Raw genomic sequence first — 16,646 nt, forward strand, 5'->3', positions numbered from 1 at the left:
TTTATTCTTATGCCGGGCGTTTTACTTGCGTCGGATATAGCGAATATCGCCCTCGGAACCCAGCTCTGTGGCTTGGTTCTCGGTGAACTTGGTCATCTGTGGAAACTCGCGAAATGCCAGCAAGCTGATGGTGCGGTCATCGATGATGCGCAAATCCTGCTCGCTCAAGGCAAGGGCATTTGGCGGCTCATTGCCATTGGGGAAAATCACAAACAGCACGTTCTGATCCCATATTTCCTCAAAGCGCGTACGGGTAAAACTGATATTGCCAAGTGCCGGATCCGCCACAAACACATGGTCGTTGTACACATCGCGCACCACCACAAAGTGTTTGAAGCCGGCATATTCGATCGGCACGATGGCTGGATGCTCAAGCGCGTCGAGATCAGCAAAGCCCGCCCGAAAACCACCGCTTTTGTAACCCAACGCGGTGACAAAGCGCTTCATATCGAGCAGGGAAAACCCACGCCGCTCAACGATTTTGTCAGCCTCACCAAACTGCAACAGGCCTTCCATCACCTGGCGCTCCTGCAGGTTACGGCCAAGGAAATAATCCAGCAGCGAGGTCAGCGCAGCCGATCCACAGCTGTAGTCATAGGCCTGACGAATCACATTGCGAAACTGCAACTGGCTCATCGGCTCAAGCGTCACCGTCTCACGCAAAGGCCCATTCGGCAGCAAGTGCTGATTGATATGCACAGTACCCGGCGCCGGCGGTTTGGTATCCACCGCCTCGCTAAAGCCCCACACACCGATCAGGCTGCCCAGCAGAATCTCGATCATCAGCCAACCGCACTCCTATCCAACAAGAGAAAAGTCCTACCGGCCGAAGCCGGTAAGACTTTTCATCACGCGGAACAAATAAGCGAACTTAGTGGCCCCAGACTTTTACGGTGGTACCAGCCATGTTCATGTCGTTAACAGCCAGGGAGCCGATGCTTGCAGCGTTTGTGTCACCAATTTTGATAGCACCCACGCTCAGCTGACCAGTGATGGTCGGCAGGCTGATTTGCAGCTGCTGAGTGCCACTGGCGTTTTCCACCACGTCAACTTTGACGGGAGCAGTGTCGGAGATGTTGAAGCCGGTGAAGGCAACGGTTTCCATACGCAGCGAACCGCCGCCAGCGTCGCCGTCGGTGTAAACCAGGCTGCCAATGGTGCCGTTGAAGCTACCGGAGATGCTGATGCCGTCCTGACCGGTTACGGTTGCCAGAGCAGTGTCATCCATGGCCTTGAGCTCAGCCTGAGCCATGAAAGGAACAGCCAGAACAGCGGTGGCCAGGGCCAGTTGCTTGAGGGTTTTCATTGTTATTGTCTCCACAGTTCACTAATGGGTTGTCCCCGGCAGGCTGCTCTGGACTCCTGTCCGTCTCAGCTACAGCGGCGTGCGCCGCTCACCAGGTCTGACACTGCTTCCCTATTCGCGTCAGGCTTGGAATCGTGAAGCACCATGCTTCTCGTCCTGACGTTAAAACTACTGGTGCAGGCCCTGGCTGCCAGCCCATCCAAGGGATGGAGCGCCCATCTGGCGCAAATCCGGCAGCCAATCCTCAGGCCTCGCTCAACAACCCCAGGCTCTTGCCCTTCAAAACCGCTTGCGTGCGGCTGCGCACACCCAGCTTGGCGAACAGGTTGTGCAGGTGCCATTTGATGGTGGCCTCAGACAAATGCACCGCCTGGGCGATATCACGGTTCGACAAACCAGCCGCGACAAAGCGCAAAATCTCCCGCTCTCGATGGCTAACATCTTGATTTTCATCGAAAGTTTCTAGGTCTATAGACAACCGACGGCATTGCTCGCGCAGCTGTTCAGCCAGTCCTTGCCAGGCGCTGGCTCGCTTGGATTCCGCACTGTGCCAAGCGTCCCAGAGCGGTAGTAACCAGAGTGCGTCATCCAGAAACATGCGCCGGTAACCGCTGGCCCAGGCATCCTCTAGCGTGGTTTTGAGCAAGGCAAAGGCCTTGTCGCTGTTACCTTTGCGCCAGTACGCCACAGAAAGTAACAAGGAAAGACGCAAGCGCCGATCACGCTGATGCTCGGCCGTCTGTTTGGCCAGGCAGGCTTCGAGTATGGCTTGCGCCTTGTCAGCACGTCGCTCGCACAGGGCCAGCCGCGCCTCCGACAACACCTGCACAGTTTCCGCATCGGCATACCGACCCGGCGGCAATACCGCCAGATGGCGCTGCAGCTGCAGGCAGGTGCGCTCGGCCTCATTGGGCTTACGCAGCCACAGTAGAAACTGCACCTTGCAGCTCATGCCCAGGGCATAGACGCGCTCATACCCAGGACCATGCAAACCGGCCAACCATTCGTCCAGCTCAGCCAGGGCCGACTCACCCTCGCCAGCAAAGAACCGCGCCTTGGCCATCACCAGTTTGCCGCGACTGATCAGCTCAACCGGCGTGGCTACATCGCGCCAGGTGGTTGCCAACGGCAGCTCAGCGAGAATCGCCGCATGCCGATCCTGCTCATACAGCAAATCCGCATAAGCCAGGGCCAACGGTCCGCCGACCCGACTGCGCCGACCAAATACCTGCTCGACCCGCGCGCGCGCACTTTCAGCCAAGACGCGGCCGCGCTCGGGCTGGCCCATTTCCTTGCAAATCAGTGCCTCAATCAGGCTGACCACCGCATGCAGGTATTCGCTATCGGCCTGCTCCAGGTTGTCACGCGCCACCGCAATCGATTTGGCCGCCTCACCGAATTCGCCCAGCAGCGCGTAGGCCGCGGCCTGAATGCAGGACATGCTGGCGCGGAAAATCGGCTGATTATCGGGCACCAAGGCCAGCCAGTGCCGCGCCACTTTCAGCGCGCCCTCCAGCTTGTCCTGATACAGCAGCACCAGCGCCTTGAGCACTTGCGCCACGGCCAGCAGCACTGCCAGACCAAAGTGCATCGGCTTGCCACGCCCCTGCATCAGGCGCGTGCTGACCTCTTCGATTAACGCTTCGGCCTCGGCGTACTTCTGCTCGAAGGCCAGCTGCCAGGCGTAGAAAATCTGGAACACCGGATGTTCACGGATGACCTCCGAGGGCACATCCTTGAGGATCGCTAGGATGCCGTACACCTGATTACCCGCAATCAGCGTCGCGCCCTGGCGTTCCAGCAACTCAGCGGCAAATGCGTAATCCCGCGCGCGCAGGGCGTATTTGACCGATTTATCGGTCAGTTCATGGCTTTCACACCAACGAGCGGCGGCATGCAGCAGATGGGTTGGATCACCCGCACGGCTGAGGCGGCCCTGAAGAAATTCGGCAAACAAGTGGTGATAGCGAAACCACTCGCCCTGCTCGTCCAGCGCGATGATAAACAGCTGGGCCGTTTGCAGGCGCTTGAGCATTTGCGCGCCATCCGTGCGACCGGTCAGGGCGTTGCACAACTCGGCATTGAACTCATCCAGCACCGAAGTCTGATCGAGAAACAGCTGCTGATCCTGCGGCAGATGATCAAGCACGTCCTCAGCCAAGTAATCAGCGATATTGCGCTCAGTGCCTGACAGCCCTGAGAGAAATGCAGCGCGCTCGGGCTGCCGCGCCAGTGCCAGCGCCACCAGGTGCAAGGCCGTAATCCACCCTTCGGTACGCCGGTGTAGCAAGTCCAGCTCGGCACTGCTCAGCTGCAGCTGCTTAAGCTCATGAAAATAGGCTTCCGTCTCGCCTCGAGTCAGCCGCAGCTCGTCTGCCTTGATCCACAGCGCCCAGGGCGAAATAACCGGCTGCTCATCGAGAAAACGCGGTTTGTAGCGCGTGCTACCGATCATCCGCACATTGGCCGGCACCTGCTTGACGAAGTAATTGACCAGCGGTCCCAGATCGACATGCCGCACGCGATGAAAGTCATCAAAGATCAAGTACAGATCGCCTTGGACCTTTTTCAGGTCGCCGATAAACGAATCCATCAGCAGCTCATTCGGCACACTCAGGTCGTCACGCAACAGTCGTGCGGTGCTTGCACCAAAGCCCGGCAGTTGCGCCTCAATGGACGCGATCAGGTAATGCAGCAAACGTTGTGGCTCGCTGTCGGCCTCATCGCAGGACAACCAGGCGACCCGCGCGCCAGTCTCCAGCAAGCGCAGACGAAACTGACTCAGCACCGTGCTCTTGCCAAAGCCCGCCGGCGCGCTGAGTAGAATCAGACGCTGCTCGCGCGCCTTGAATAACCGGTCGAGCAAGGCATCGCGGGCCAACAACGGGCGGCCGGCGGACTCAGCAGGAAACAACTTGGTGCGCAGTAACGGTAACTTGCCCGGACGGGGTTTCGATTGGCTATTCATTGATCAAGAAGACTCAGTTCACGCGCGCGGCGGATGGCTTGTGTGCGGTTACGCACCTTGAGCTTTTCGTAAATGTTGTGCAGGTGCCATTTGACTGTGCCGAGAGCTAATGAAAGTTGCTGGCCGATCTCGTCATTCGACATGCCCTGAGCCGCCAGGCAGACCACCTCACGCTCGCGCTCGGTCAGCCCCTCTTCGAGTACTTCCTGCGATTGCCGCGCACTGTTGCCCGGCCAGATAGCCAGCAAACCACGGATAAACCCCTGTAGCGCTGGCTGGCGTTCGGCGGCTTCCAGCTGCTGCAGCAACAAGCGAATAGCTTCGCCCTCCTCGACAAACAAGCTACGCACCCCTTCGCGCTCGGCACCAATCAAACATTGCACCAGCAAACTTTGCGCACGCTCCTGGTAACCCAAACGCTGATAACTCAGCGCCGCCAGCAAATCGAGTCGCAAGCGATGCAAGCCGTGCCAGTTATCCAACAACATGCCGCGCAGCTGAGTGATTTCATGCAGCGCTTCGCTGTAATGGCCGCGCGCCTGCTGCAGGCGAATGCGGGTCAGCCCGCGCACCCACAGCACGGGGTTAAAACGCATGTGCTGGTAATGATCTGCAAGCTTGCTCCAGTCCACCGTTTTGAGGCGTTGCTCGGCGCGCTTGAGGCGGTCCGCTGCAGGCTCCTGAAGAATCTGCACCACCTCATCGGCAACCGCTTGGGCATAGAAACGCCAGGACTGGTTGCGCGCGGCCAGGTTCTGCATCAGCACCAGGCTGGCATAGGCCTCCTTGGGGTTATCCTGCATGCGCTGCACATGGGCCATGCACAACATGCCCTGGGCATATAGATCGATCGGATTGATCACATCAACCGTGGCCAGCGCCCAGCGCAGGCGCTCCTCAATACCGTCCAGGCGTCCTTGGTTGTAGGCAATCAGGGCTTCGGTGATGGTCGGCAGCGCCAATGCCCGCGATCGATCGGAAAACCAGGGTATTACCCGCGCGCGCAACTGGGCGAACAGCAGCTCGGCCTGACGGATCTGCCCCTGCTCCAGACTCAGCAGCACCTCGACGTTGGCCAACTGCATATCCAGATAGCGCCCTTCGAGGAAGTGATTGCGCTGCTGCGCCAGAGCCAGCAAACGTTTGGCCTGGTCCGGCTGGCCGATCATCACATTGGCCAGCGCACCGACGATCAGCATCGCCACTTCAAGAAAGGCGGTGTGCTGGCCCAGCTGCACTTCAACCCGCCGCGCCAGGGCAATACAGGTCTGCAAGTCATCCTTCTGCAAGGCGATAACCGACTTGATCGCCAGGGTTGCCAACAACTTGTCGCTCAGCGGCGCGCCCTGCTTGGCTTCCGTCCAACGCTCCAGCAGCTCATCGAGCATGCGGTTGGCTTCCACCAGCCCCAGCTCGGCGGCACGGGTCCAGACATCGGCGAGTACCAGCACGGGAAAGCGCTCGGCAATCTCATCCGGTACGTGCTGACGCCATTTGTAGATCAGGTTGAGCTGGCCGCGGTTGATCAACTCCAGGCCGCAACCATCGACCAACGCCGCGAGCATTTCCGGGTCTTCGGCGAGGCACGCATGCTCAATGGCCAGGTTCTGCATATGGTGGTTGGTGAACCACAGGCTGGCGTTGAAATGCAGCTGCTTGAAACGCTCCGGGTCGCGCTCTTTCAGGCGGCTGCGCAGGAATTCGGCAAACAGATTATGAAAGCGATACCACTGCCTTTCGCGGTCCAGCGGTAGGAGGAACAGCTGCATGGCCTCCAGTTCTTCCAGCAACTGCTGGCCGTCATGCCGCCCGGTCAGGGCATTAGCCAGGTCACCACTAAGCTGCTGCGCCACACCCAGAGCCAGCAGGAGTTCCTGTTTGTCGGCGGGCAACTGCTCGAACACGCTGCGCAGCAGGTACGCACCCACAGCGACCTGATCCGTGCCCATGTCGGCAATCTGTGCAGCGGCCTGGGGTTGATGACGCAGCCAGAGGCTGGCCAAGTGCACGCCCACCATCCAACCTTCGGTCTGGCTGTAAAGCGCCGAAAACGCCACGGCATCCAGCTGCAAACCGCAGCGCTGCAAGTAATCGCGGGTTTCCGCCTTGCTCAAGCGCAGTTCCTGCTCACCGATCTCCACCAGCAAATCCTTGGCGCGCAGGGTGGCCAGGTTAAGTGCCGGCTGCGAGCGGCTACCGATGGCCAGAGTAAAACTTTCAGGGGCAAATTTGATCAGGCGATTAAGTGCGTTTAGCAACTCGGTGTCCTGAATCAGGTGCAGATCATCGAGCACCAGCAGCAGCGGGGTTTCCAGCTGCGCCAGGTCCACCAGCAGACTTTCCATCACCGCAGATACCGGAACACGCACGGTGTTCTGCAGGTAAGCCAAAGCTTCTGCACCAAAGCCTGGTAACAGACACGAAAGCGCTTCGATCAGCTGCAGCAGAAAACGAGAAGGCTCATCGTCACCAGGGCCAAGCGACAACCAGGCAACAGCCTGACCGCTGTGTGCCCGCGCCTGGGCTAACGCAACCAGTGCGCTGGTTTTACCGAAGCCAGCCGGGGCAGCCAATAGCAGCACACGCGCATGGGGATTGCCAGACAGCGCCGATTCCAGCTGCGGCCTGACCAGATAATCAGCAGACGCCTGAGGTGGCATCAGCTTGGCACGCAAGAGGCTCCCAGCGGCAGGATCCATTACTTCATCCATGGCCTTGATCCCGTAGTAATTATTGTTTTATGAGTCACATCGAACATCCGGGGACAGTTCCATACTAATGAGCACAAGCATCCCGAGTAAACCCACGCGCAAGCTCTAGGATGAATGTTGGCGACGTTCTACAATCGGCGTCCGCGCACCTTGAAAGTGTCATATGCCTACTTGCCTTGTACAGGCTCTGCCCTACCTCGCAGACCCTTCGCGTTACTTCAGCAGCGTCATGCATGCACCCGGTGCCGTCTTACTGGATGCCGGACGCCCAACCGCGCAGCGTGGACGCTATGACCTTATCAGCGCCTGGCCATTGGCAGAGCTGGCACCAGCACCTGACGAAACGGCCAACGCTTTCCTGCAACGCCTACGCCAGAGCCTTGCCAGTCTCGGCGAGTGCCAAGCACCGGCAGATAATCCGCTTCCGTTCGTCGGCGGATTGATTGGATACCTGAGTTACGACTTCGGCCGCAGACTTGAACAGCTGCCGGCCCAGGCTCTCGATGACCTCAATCTGGCCGATGCCCGTTTTGGCCTCTACGCCTGGGCCCTGATAACCGATCACCAACAACAGCGCAGCCAGCTGATGTTTCACCCAAGCTTGGACACGGCCGAACGCCAACGTCTGAGTGAGCTATTCGCAACATCGACAACGCCCGAGCCGCAACCTTTCAGGCTGTTGGAGCATTTTCAGTCGGATATCAGCGAAGCCGAGTACCTGCAATGTTTTGCGCGGATTCAGGCCTATATTCAGGCCGGTGACTGTTATCAAGTGAATTATGCGCAACGCTTCCGCGCGGGCTATCAAGGCTCGCCGTGGACCGCCTACCAAGCCTTGCGCGCCGCCTGCCCGACACCCTTCTCGGGTTATCAGACGTTGCCAGACGGCGGCGCCATCATCAGCCTGTCGCCTGAACGCTTTCTGCGCATCAGCGAAGGCCAGGTGGAAACGCGACCGATCAAAGGCACCCGTCCTCGCCATACCGATGCAGAGCGGGATAAAGCGCAGGCCGACGCCCTGCTGGGCAGTAGTAAGGACCGGGCGGAAAACCTAATGATTGTCGACTTGCTGCGTAATGACCTGGGCCGCAGCTGCACCGTCGGCTCGGTGCGGGTACCTGAACTCTTCGCTCTGGAAAGCTACCCCAATGTGCATCACTTGGTCAGCGCCGTGACCGGCGAGCTGGCAGCGGATAAAGATGCCCTGGACTTGATCGCCGGCAGTTTCCCCGGCGGCTCGATTACTGGCGCGCCAAAGATCCGTGCTATGCAGATCATCGATGAACTGGAGCACACTCGCCGCGCCCTGTATTGCGGCTCGCTGCTGTATCTGGATGTCCGCGGCGAAATGGATAGCTCAATCGCCATTCGCAGCCTGCTGGCCAAGGACGGACAGATCAGCTGCTGGGGTGGCGGTGGCATCGTCGCCGACTCAAACGGCCAGGCCGAATACCAGGAATCGATTACCAAGGTCAGAGTGCTGCTGGAGACACTAGAGCAGTTCTGCGACTGAACTGGACGGCAGGCACAAAAACTTCCGGGAGAAGTTTTTGACATCGCCCAGCGACGACCCGAAAGGGGGCCGCCATGGATGGCAGGCCACAAAAAAGCCCGCAAATGCGGGCTTTTCAATAGAGAGCTGATTACAGGCTCAGCTCGCGATTGGACGCCTTGATGAACTCACGCTTGAGGTCTTCATAGGTGTGTACTGCAGGGAACTGCGGGAATTCGCGAATCACGTTGTCCGGCGCATGGAACAGGATACCTGCGTGGGCTTCACTAAGCATGGTGGTGTCGTTATACGAGTCACCCGCCGCGATCACGCGATAGTAGAGGCTCTTGAAGGCGAGGACCGACTGACGCTTGGGGTCCTTCTGGCGCAGTTGGTAATCCACTACCCGATCCGTTTCATCGGTGATCAGCTTGTGGCACAGCAGAGTCGGGAAACCCAGCTGACGCATCAGGGGCTGGGAAAACTCGTAGAAGGTGTCCGAGAGAATCACCACCTGAAAGCGTTCACGCAACCAGTCGACAAACTCCACCGCGCCATCCAGAGGCTTTAGTGTGGCGATCACCTCTTGAATGTCAGACAGCTTCAAGCCATGTTCGTCCAAGATGCGCAGGCGCTGCTTCATCAGCACGTCATAGTCCGGAATATCCCGGGTGGTCGCCTTCAGCGATTCGATGCCAGTTTTTTCCGCGAAGGCGATCCAGATTTCCGGGACCAACACGCCTTCCAGGTCGAGACACGCGATTTCCACAGGACACTCCTAGCTTGGATTTATTTGAGAAGGCGGCACTCTAGCCGCTCCCCTAAAGCTCTGCAACGCAGAGCTTTATACCCAAATAAAAGGTCTACTACGGCACTTGGTTATTTAGTCGTATAACCAGCTTTTGCTACCATCGCCAAACAAAGACGCGCGACGTCACCATAACTAGGAATTCAGCCGATGAGCCAACCCTTCGATGCAGCCGAGCTGGCGGCGAGCTACGCCAATAAGTCGCCTCAAGACATTCTCAAACTCGCCTTTGAACACTTTGGCGATGAACTCTGGCTGTCTTTCAGCGGTGCAGAAGATGTGGTGCTGGTCGACATGGCCTGGAAACTCAACAAGAACGTAAAAGTCTTCAGCCTCGACACCGGCCGCCTGCATCCGGAGACTTACCGTTTTATCGATCAGGTGCGCGAGCACTACAACATCAGCATCGACATACTCTCGCCGGAGGCCGCCGCGCTGGAGCCTTTCGTCAAGGAAAAGGGCCTTTTCAGCTTCTATAAGGACGGCCATGGTGAATGCTGCGGCATCCGCAAAACTGCCCCGCTACGCCGCAAGCTTGCCACGGTAAAAGCCTGGGCCACAGGTCAGCGCCGTGACCAGAGCCCCGGCACGCGCAGCCAGGTTGCTGTAGTGGAAATTGACGGTGCCTTTTCTACAGCAGATAACACCCTATTCAAGTTCAACCCGTTGGCGCAGATGAGCAGCGAAGACATCTGGGCCTATATCCGCATGCTCGAACTGCCCTACAACAGCCTGCACGAACGCGGCTTTATCAGCATCGGTTGCGAGCCTTGCACGCGCCCGGTGCTGCCTAACCAGCATGAGCGCGAAGGCCGCTGGTGGTGGGAAGAAGCAACACAGAAAGAATGTGGCCTGCACGCTGGAAATCTAATCGCCAAAATCTGATTGCAAAGACGAAAGACAGATATAAAAAAGGCCAGTCAATGACTGGCCTTTTCGTGTGCGTATTAATCAGCTTTTATCCGCATGACGCTGGCGGCGAACCATGTAACGTTCGACGTAGGAACATGAAGGAATCACCGTATACCCCAGCAGCTCGGCATACTGCAGCGCATGCTCGGTCAACGCAGCCGCGATCCCGCGCCCACGTAACGAATTGGGCACAAAGGTGCGATAGATATCCAGGGTTTGCTTCCCAAGGTCCATATAAGCCAGGTATGCCCGATCACCATCCACTGTGGTCTCGAATTGATGGCCTGCCAGGTCATGGTGAATGGACAACGCCTCGCTCATTGCAACTCCTCTGTTAAAACGCGCAACCCGCTTTCGCCCCTACAGTCATGTGGTGCAGCATCTGCACCAATTAAGTTGTAGGCAATACTCACGAGCTTATCAGGCAAAAACCTGCGAGGTCACGTGAATCAATAACTTAGATCGCACCTCGCGTCATTTCGGCACACAAGCAATCCGAACGATGTCTATGTCGGCGTCGGCAACGTTTGTAGACACGGCATCCTTCGGATGATTCATCATCAGATAACTTACGGCATCATCTCCAAGCCCCTAGAGTGATCAACGCGACTGTAGCCTGACCTCAGTGCTTCCCGTATGACTGCAAGAGGCCTCGGAACTGATTGTTTTTTAACCAAAACATGTCAAATAAGTGGCCAGCTATGCATAAAGCAGAAAAAAACTCTGGCGGCTTGCCTTGCCTCCGTTTACTTACTACAAGTTACAGGTAGTATGTACGCCGGCTAATTTCCTACCATTAGGAAATTGCTTTTATGGAAAAACTCCACCTCAAGGGGAACACGATGAACAACGTTCTGAAATTCTCTGCTCTGGCATTGGCCGCAGTTCTGGCTACCGGTTGCAGCAGCATGTCCAAAGAAACTGAAGCTCGTCTGACTGCAACTGAAGATGCAGCCGCTCGCGCTCAAGCCCGTGCCGACGAAGCCTACCGTAAGGCTGATGACGCTATGGCTGCTGCTCAGAAGGCTCAGCAAACTGCTGACGAAGCCAATGAGCGCGCTCTGCGTATGCTGGAAAAAGCCAGCCGCAAGTAATAGCTCACAAGGCTATGACAAGCCGACCCAGTTTCTGGGTCGGCTTTTTTATTGCCCAGCAAAAATGACTACCGTTTTATAGGCAATAAAAAACCCGTCAGCGATTACGCATAACGGGCTTTTGGACAAGCTGAAGTCAGATAGCCGGCTCAGTCGTCACCATGGCCTGATCAGGCTGAGCAATTTCAACCGGCAAGCCATCTTCAGCAGCTACCACTTCGCGCAGCATTTCCCAGTCCAGACGCAGGTCGGCGAACTGATCATTTTTCAGCAGCGCATTGATGACGGCCGTGTGCTTATCAACAACCGAAGCATCGCCCGAATCATCTAGCGGAGCATGGGCTTCCAGGTAGACCTTACCGCCACTGCGACCGAACTTGTATGGCTCGTTGATGATGCGCACCGACGTGCCCACAGACACCATCGACGCCAGCTTCAAGACGTTGTGGTTGAGCATGCGGAAGCAGCCATGACTGACACGCATGCCAATACCAAACTTCTTGTTTGAACCGTGAATCAGGTAACCCGGCACCGACAAGCCCATCTTGTATGGACCCAGCGGGTTATCCGGACCTGGCGGCACGTAAGCAGGCAACGGATCGCCATCGGCAGCATGCTCTTCACGGATCGATTTAGGCGGTGTCCAGCCCGGGTTTGGCGTCTTGGCCGTGATGCGCGCATTGGCAACCGGCGAACTCCAGCCCTCGCGACCAATACCCAGTGGATAGGTGTAAACCACGTTACGACCTTTCGGGTAGTAGTACAGACGGTACTCGGCGAGGTTGATCACAATACCTTCACGCGGGCCAGGCGGCAGAATGTAACGCGTCGGCAAAATAATCTCGTTGCCAGCGCCCGGCAGCCAGGGGTCAACACCCGGATTGGCAACAACCATTTCCAAATAACCCAAATCATTTGCCACACCCAAGTCGGCAAAGGTGTCCTCATATTTGGCTTGGATTACCTGCACTTCGCCAACGATATCCTCACCAGGCGGCGGCAGAGGAAACTCAAGAGCATTAGCAGACGCTACCGCAAATACAGCGGCAAGCGGCAGGCAACGAGTGACGGTAAAGGCACGCGACAACATCCGGAAATTCCTGACGAAAAAGGTTGGTAAAAGTTGATACCGATTGTACACCGATTGATCAACTGCTTGGATAGCTCAGCGAACCGGCAATGCTGGACGATCACCGCGTTTCTGCGCCTCAAGTGTGGCCCGGCATGCCGGGCACAAGCGTTTGTCGCGCAGCATCGTCTTATCCAGATCACGCCATACGGGTTGCGCGGGCAGCAAACCGCCGCATAACGTGCGGTCGGCAAACTCACCTAACTCAAGCTGACGCGCCAGCAGGTGCACACGCACTTCTCGGCAGGCGAACAGGTCAAGCTGCTCGTCGGGCTCGATCAGTTGGTAGGCATGCAAGGACCAGGCAGGACGCGGCATTGAGGGCTCCAGTGCGGGGCCGCCACATTAGCCGAAAGGCACGGTACAGAAAAGCCCGTCAGAGCAAAGGTTTAAGGGTCGGCCAGACGTTTTCCAGCAGCTTGGGTTGTGCCTCAGCAGTGGGGTGAATGCCGTCGTTTTGCATCAGCGAAGGCACACCACCTACGCCCTCCAGCACGAAAGGCACCAGGGCAGCGTCATGCGCCTGCGCCACCTTGGGGAACACCTCAGCGAACGCAGTGATGTAGCGCACACCGTAATTGGGCGGTAGCTGCATGCCAAGGATCAGCACCTTGGCGCCCTTCTGCTGCGATGCCTGTACCATGGCCGCAAGGTTTTGTTGCAATTGCGCCGGGGGCTGGCCACGCAGGCCATCATTGCCTCCCAACTCGATAATCACCAGCTCCGGCTGATGCTCTGTAAGCAGCGCGGGCAGCCGTGCGGCGCCGCCTGCGCTGGTGTCGCCGCTGATCGACGCATTGACTACTTGGTGGGCAAAACCCTCTTCGGCCAGGCGTTTTTCCAACAAAGCGACCCATCCCTCGCGGGTATCCAGGCCAAAAGCCGCGCTGATACTATCGCCGACGACCAGCACGGTACCCGCGAACGCCGCAGGCCCCCACAGCAGCAGGCTCAGGGCAGTACCGATCAACCACTTACGCATTGGATTCTCCATGAGCTCAAGTATTCTCACCGCGCGAAACCTTAGCAAAGTGGTCCCCAGCACGGAAGGCGAGCTAACCATACTCCATGATCTGTCGCTGGAGCTGGTTTCCGGTGGCAGCCTGGCGATTGTCGGCAGCTCCGGTTCGGGTAAATCTACCCTGCTCGGCCTGCTCGCTGGTCTCGATCTGCCCAGTAGTGGCAGCGTGGTGCTGGCCGGTAACAACCTGGCCAGTCTCGATGAAGATCAGCGTGCGCGCGTTCGCGCTGAGCACGTCGGTTTCGTCTTTCAGTCCTTCCAGTTGCTCGACAGTTTGAATGCCCTGGAAAACGTCATGCTACCGCTGGAGCTTGAGGGCCATACCGATGCCCGCCAGCGCGCCCGCACCCTGCTGGACCGTGTCGGCCTGGGCCAACGCCTGACTCACTACCCACGCCAGCTCTCCGGCGGTGAACAGCAACGTGTAGCCATCGCCCGCGCCTTTGCCGCCGAGCCCGCGGTACTGTTTGCCGACGAGCCCACCGGTAACCTCGACAGCCACACCGGCGAGCGCATCAGCGACCTGCTGTTCGAACTGAACCAGGAGCGCGGTGCGACCCTGGTACTGGTCACCCATGACGAACGCCTGGCGCACCGCTGCCAACGCCTGATCCGCCTAGAAGGCGGTCACCTGGTCGACCACGTGGAACCTTGATGAAACAGCTGCCATTTACCCGCCTGCTTTCTCTCGCTAGCCGTCAGTTGCTGCGCGATGCCCGCGCCGGCGAGCTGCGTGTGTTGTTTTTCGCCTTGCTGATCGCCGTCGCCGCCAGCACGGCCATCGGTTATTTCAGCGCACGCCTGAACGACGGCATGCTGCTGCGCGCGACTGAATTTCTCGCTGCCGACCTGCGCCTGACTGGCAGCTCGCCCAGCGCACCCGAGCAAATCAGCACGGGTAAACAATTGGGGCTGGAGCATGCCCAGCTGGTGGAATTCTCCAGCGTGGTGGCCAGCGATGCGGGTATCCAGCTGGCCAGCATCAAAGCAGCGGACAGCGCTTACCCGCTGCGGGGCGAACTGAAGAGTGCCGCCGCGCTGTATGACGCTGAACAAATCGGCACCGGCCCGCAGCCCGGTGAAGCCTGGGCCGAGGCCCGTCTGTTTGTTGCCCTCAATCTCAAACCCGGCGACAGCGTTGAAGTCGGCGCCAAAACCCTGCGTCTGACCCGTGTACTGACCTTTCTCCCGGATGAAGCCGGTGACTTTTACAGCCTGACCCCGCATCTGCTGATGCACCTGGACGACCTGGCCGCCACCGGCGTGGTACAACCGGGCAGCCGCGTACGCTATCAGGAGCTATGGCGCGGCGAAGCAGACGCGTTGGCGCAGTATCGCCAGGGCATCACCCTCGCCCCCAACCAGCGCCTAGAAGATGCCAAAGATGGCAATCGCCAGGTCGGCAGCGCCCTAGGCCGCGCCGAACGCTATCTGAACCTCGCCAGCCTGGCCGCCGTGCTACTGGCCGGGGTGGCCGTTGCCCTTTCGGCAGCACGCTTTGCCGCCAGGCGTTTCGATGCCAGCGCACTGCTGCGCTGCCTGGGCCTATCCCGGAACCAGGCACTCGGCCTGTTCAGCCTGCAATTGGCACTGCTGGGGATTACCGCCAGCCTGATCGGCGCATTGCTGGGCTGGCTGGCGCAGCTGGCGCTGTTCAACCTGCTGCAGGATTTGCTGCCGGCACAGATCCCTCCAGGCGGCCTGTGGCCCGCGCTGGCTGGTATGGCCACCGGGCTGGTCGCCCTCGCAGGCTTCGCCTTGCCGCCACTGGCCGCACTCGGCCGTGTGCCGCCGTTGCGCGTTCTGCGCCGCGATTTGTTGCCGGTGCCGGCCAGCTCCTGGCTGGTATATGGCGCAGCCTTGCTGGCACTCGGCTTGATCATGTGGCGCTTGAGCCTCGACCTGCAGCTGACTTTCGCGCTGCTCGGTGGAGGCCTGGTTACCGCGCTGCTGCTCGGTGGCCTGCTGTTGCTCGGCCTGCAGAGCCTGCGCCGCATGCTGGCCGGCGCGTCACTGCCCTGGCGGCTGGGCCTGGGCCAATTGCTGCGTCACCCACTTGCTGCAGCCGGACAGTCGCTGGCTTTCGGCCTGATCATTCTGGCAATGGCGCTGATCGCCTTGCTGCGTGGCGAACTGCTCGACACCTGGCAAGATCAGCTGCCCGAAAATGCGCCTAACCACTTCGCCCTGAATATCCTACCGGCAGACAAGTACGCCTTCGCCGCTCGCCTTAATGAACTATCACCGCACCCCGCACCATTGTTCCCCGTGGTGCCCGGTCGACTGGTGATGATCAATGGCGAGCCGGTACGACAGATCGTCAGCAAGGAATCCCAGGGCGAGCGCGCGATTCGCCGCGACCTAAGCCTGACATGGGCCGAGGATTTGCCAGCGGATAACAACTTGATCGCTGGTAACTGGTGGACGGATGCCAATACCAGCGAATTGCCGGGCGTATCGGTGGAGTCCGAACTGGCCGAAAGCCTGCAACTGAAACTCGGTGACCGCTTGAGCTTCAGCGTCGGCGGCCTTAACCGAGATGCGGTGGTCAGCAGCCTGCGTGAAGTGGACTGGAATAACTTCCAGCCCAACTTCTATATGATCTTCCAGCCCGGCACCCTGCAGGATCTACCGGTCACCTACTTGACCAGTTTCTACCTGCCGCCGCAGTACGAAAAGCAACTGGTTGAGCTGTCGCGTGCCTTCCCGGCCGTGACCTTGCTGCAGGTCGAGGCGCTGCTGGAACAACTGCGCAGCATTCTCGCCCAGGTCACCCTGGCCATCGAGTTTGTCCTACTGTTCGTGCTGGCGGCCGGCCTTGCTGTACTGTTCGCCGGGCTGCAAGCCACCCTGGATGAACGCATCCGCCAGGGCGCTCTGCTGCGCGCGCTGGGCGCCGAACGCAAACTGTTGATCAAGGCGCGCCGCGCTGAATTCGGTCTGCTTGGCGCATCCAGCGGCCTGCTGGCGGCTTTTGGCTGTGAGCTGATCAGCTTTCTGCTCTATCGCTTTGCCTTTGACCTCACCTGGCAACCGCACCCCTGGTTGCTGTTGCTGCCGTTGATTGGCGCGCTGCTGGTGGGCACGGCTGGCGTTCTCGGTACGCGCAGGGCGCTAAACATCAGCCCGCTGACGGTGCTGCGCGAGGGCTGATAGACTCGCGCACCACCTTTCTCAGCCGTCCGAGAACCTGTTTAGTGTCTTG

At 58.8% G+C, this 16,646-nt stretch carries 14 protein-coding genes; 5 read left to right on the top strand and 9 right to left on the bottom strand.

Annotation, left to right across the window (positions count from 1 at the left end; all coding sequences use genetic code 11):
* Positions 1-21: 21 nt before the first annotated feature.
* The 4 genes from BLO50_RS19305 to BLO50_RS19320 form a co-directional block, all read right to left on the bottom strand.
* A complete protein-coding gene (locus tag BLO50_RS19305) occupies positions 22-783 on the bottom strand; it encodes a C39 family peptidase (protein WP_090255913.1) in 762 nt (253 codons plus the stop codon).
* A gap of 88 nt (positions 784-871) precedes the next feature.
* Entirely contained in the window at positions 872-1,306 is a 435-nt protein-coding gene (locus tag BLO50_RS19310; protein WP_090255914.1) for a DUF6160 family protein, read from the bottom strand.
* A gap of 244 nt (positions 1,307-1,550) precedes the next feature.
* Complete coding sequence (locus BLO50_RS19315) at positions 1,551-4,274, bottom strand: winged helix-turn-helix domain-containing protein (RefSeq protein ID WP_090255915.1); 2,724 nt, start codon at positions 4,272-4,274, stop codon at positions 1,551-1,553.
* Entirely contained in the window at positions 4,271-6,985 is a 2,715-nt protein-coding gene (locus BLO50_RS19320) for a winged helix-turn-helix domain-containing protein (protein WP_169852855.1), read from the bottom strand. The genes BLO50_RS19315 and BLO50_RS19320 overlap by 4 nt, the downstream gene beginning before the upstream one ends.
* A 163-nt stretch (positions 6,986-7,148) precedes the next feature.
* Here BLO50_RS19320 and pabB point away from each other — a divergent pair, with 163 nt between their 5' ends.
* Complete coding sequence (pabB, locus tag BLO50_RS19325; protein WP_090255916.1) at positions 7,149-8,498, top strand: aminodeoxychorismate synthase component I; 1,350 nt, start codon at positions 7,149-7,151, stop codon at positions 8,496-8,498.
* A 130-nt stretch (positions 8,499-8,628) separates the two neighbouring features.
* Here pabB and thrH read toward each other — a convergent pair whose 3' ends face one another.
* The gene (gene thrH / locus BLO50_RS19330; RefSeq protein WP_090255917.1) at positions 8,629-9,246 is read right to left on the bottom strand and encodes a bifunctional phosphoserine phosphatase/homoserine phosphotransferase ThrH; all 618 of its coding nucleotides are present in this window, start codon (positions 9,244-9,246) and stop codon (positions 8,629-8,631) included.
* Positions 9,247-9,435: 189 nt separating this feature from the next.
* Between thrH and BLO50_RS19335 the strand changes: the two genes are divergently transcribed.
* The gene (locus tag BLO50_RS19335; RefSeq protein WP_090255918.1) at positions 9,436-10,170 is read left to right on the top strand and encodes a phosphoadenylyl-sulfate reductase; all 735 of its coding nucleotides are present in this window, start codon (positions 9,436-9,438) and stop codon (positions 10,168-10,170) included.
* Positions 10,171-10,236: 66 nt separating this feature from the next.
* Here the strand turns inward: BLO50_RS19335 and BLO50_RS19340 are convergent, their stop codons facing one another.
* Positions 10,237-10,518 carry a GNAT family N-acetyltransferase gene (locus BLO50_RS19340; RefSeq protein ID WP_090255919.1) on the bottom strand — a complete coding sequence of 94 codons (282 nt, stop codon included), beginning with the start codon at positions 10,516-10,518 and terminating at the stop codon, positions 10,237-10,239.
* A 521-nt stretch (positions 10,519-11,039) separates the two neighbouring features.
* Between BLO50_RS19340 and oprI the strand changes: the two genes are divergently transcribed.
* Complete coding sequence (oprI, locus tag BLO50_RS19345; RefSeq protein WP_090242095.1) at positions 11,040-11,291, top strand: outer membrane lipoprotei OprI; 252 nt, start codon at positions 11,040-11,042, stop codon at positions 11,289-11,291.
* 136 nt (positions 11,292-11,427) lie between these two features.
* Here the strand turns inward: oprI and BLO50_RS19350 are convergent, their stop codons facing one another.
* The 3 genes from BLO50_RS19350 to BLO50_RS19360 form a co-directional block, all read right to left on the bottom strand.
* On the bottom strand, positions 11,428-12,381 hold the full coding sequence (locus BLO50_RS19350) for a L,D-transpeptidase family protein (RefSeq protein ID WP_090255920.1): 954 nt from the start codon (positions 12,379-12,381) through the stop codon (positions 11,428-11,430).
* A 75-nt stretch (positions 12,382-12,456) separates the two neighbouring features.
* Complete coding sequence (locus BLO50_RS19355) at positions 12,457-12,738, bottom strand: hypothetical protein (protein ID WP_090255921.1); 282 nt, start codon at positions 12,736-12,738, stop codon at positions 12,457-12,459.
* A gap of 58 nt (positions 12,739-12,796) precedes the next feature.
* Entirely contained in the window at positions 12,797-13,402 is a 606-nt protein-coding gene (locus BLO50_RS19360; protein WP_090255922.1) for an arylesterase, read from the bottom strand.
* 10 nt (positions 13,403-13,412) lie between these two features.
* Here BLO50_RS19360 and BLO50_RS19365 point away from each other — a divergent pair, with 10 nt between their 5' ends.
* Together BLO50_RS19365 and BLO50_RS19370 are read left to right on the top strand one after the other, a co-directional pair.
* Entirely contained in the window at positions 13,413-14,096 is a 684-nt protein-coding gene (locus BLO50_RS19365) for an ABC transporter ATP-binding protein (protein WP_090255923.1), read from the top strand.
* On the top strand, positions 14,096-16,594 hold the full coding sequence (locus tag BLO50_RS19370) for an ABC transporter permease (RefSeq protein WP_090255924.1): 2,499 nt from the start codon (positions 14,096-14,098) through the stop codon (positions 16,592-16,594). Before BLO50_RS19365 ends, BLO50_RS19370 begins: the two co-directional genes overlap by 1 nt.
* Positions 16,595-16,646 lie beyond the last annotated feature (52 nt).

This window comes from Pseudomonas peli, from assembly GCF_900099645.1.
Taxonomy (GTDB): Bacteria; Pseudomonadota; Gammaproteobacteria; order Pseudomonadales; family Pseudomonadaceae; genus Aquipseudomonas; species Aquipseudomonas peli.

What these genes read in the sequence shown, in the direction of transcription:
- BLO50_RS19305 (WP_090255913.1), bottom strand. Translation starts at nt 783, where the DNA reads ATGATCGAGATTCTGCTGGGCAGCCTGATCGGTGTGTGGGGCTTTAGC.
- BLO50_RS19310 (WP_090255914.1), bottom strand. Translation starts at nt 1,306, where the DNA reads ATGAAAACCCTCAAGCAACTGGCCCTGGCCACCGCTGTTCTGGCTGTT.
- BLO50_RS19315 (WP_090255915.1), bottom strand. Translation starts at nt 4,274, where the DNA reads ATGAATAGCCAATCGAAACCCCGTCCGGGCAAGTTACCGTTACTGCGC.
- BLO50_RS19320 (WP_169852855.1), bottom strand. Translation starts at nt 6,985, where the DNA reads ATGGATGAAGTAATGGATCCTGCCGCTGGGAGCCTCTTGCGTGCCAAG.
- pabB (WP_090255916.1), top strand. Translation starts at nt 7,149, where the DNA reads ATGCCTACTTGCCTTGTACAGGCTCTGCCCTACCTCGCAGACCCTTCG.
- BLO50_RS19335 (WP_090255918.1), top strand. Translation starts at nt 9,436, where the DNA reads ATGAGCCAACCCTTCGATGCAGCCGAGCTGGCGGCGAGCTACGCCAAT.
- BLO50_RS19340 (WP_090255919.1), bottom strand. Translation starts at nt 10,518, where the DNA reads ATGAGCGAGGCGTTGTCCATTCACCATGACCTGGCAGGCCATCAATTC.
- oprI (WP_090242095.1), top strand. Translation starts at nt 11,040, where the DNA reads ATGAACAACGTTCTGAAATTCTCTGCTCTGGCATTGGCCGCAGTTCTG.
- BLO50_RS19350 (WP_090255920.1), bottom strand. Translation starts at nt 12,381, where the DNA reads ATGTTGTCGCGTGCCTTTACCGTCACTCGTTGCCTGCCGCTTGCCGCT.
- BLO50_RS19355 (WP_090255921.1), bottom strand. Translation starts at nt 12,738, where the DNA reads ATGCCGCGTCCTGCCTGGTCCTTGCATGCCTACCAACTGATCGAGCCC.
- BLO50_RS19360 (WP_090255922.1), bottom strand. Translation starts at nt 13,402, where the DNA reads ATGCGTAAGTGGTTGATCGGTACTGCCCTGAGCCTGCTGCTGTGGGGG.
- BLO50_RS19365 (WP_090255923.1), top strand. Translation starts at nt 13,413, where the DNA reads ATGAGCTCAAGTATTCTCACCGCGCGAAACCTTAGCAAAGTGGTCCCC.
- BLO50_RS19370 (WP_090255924.1), top strand. Translation starts at nt 14,096, where the DNA reads ATGAAACAGCTGCCATTTACCCGCCTGCTTTCTCTCGCTAGCCGTCAG.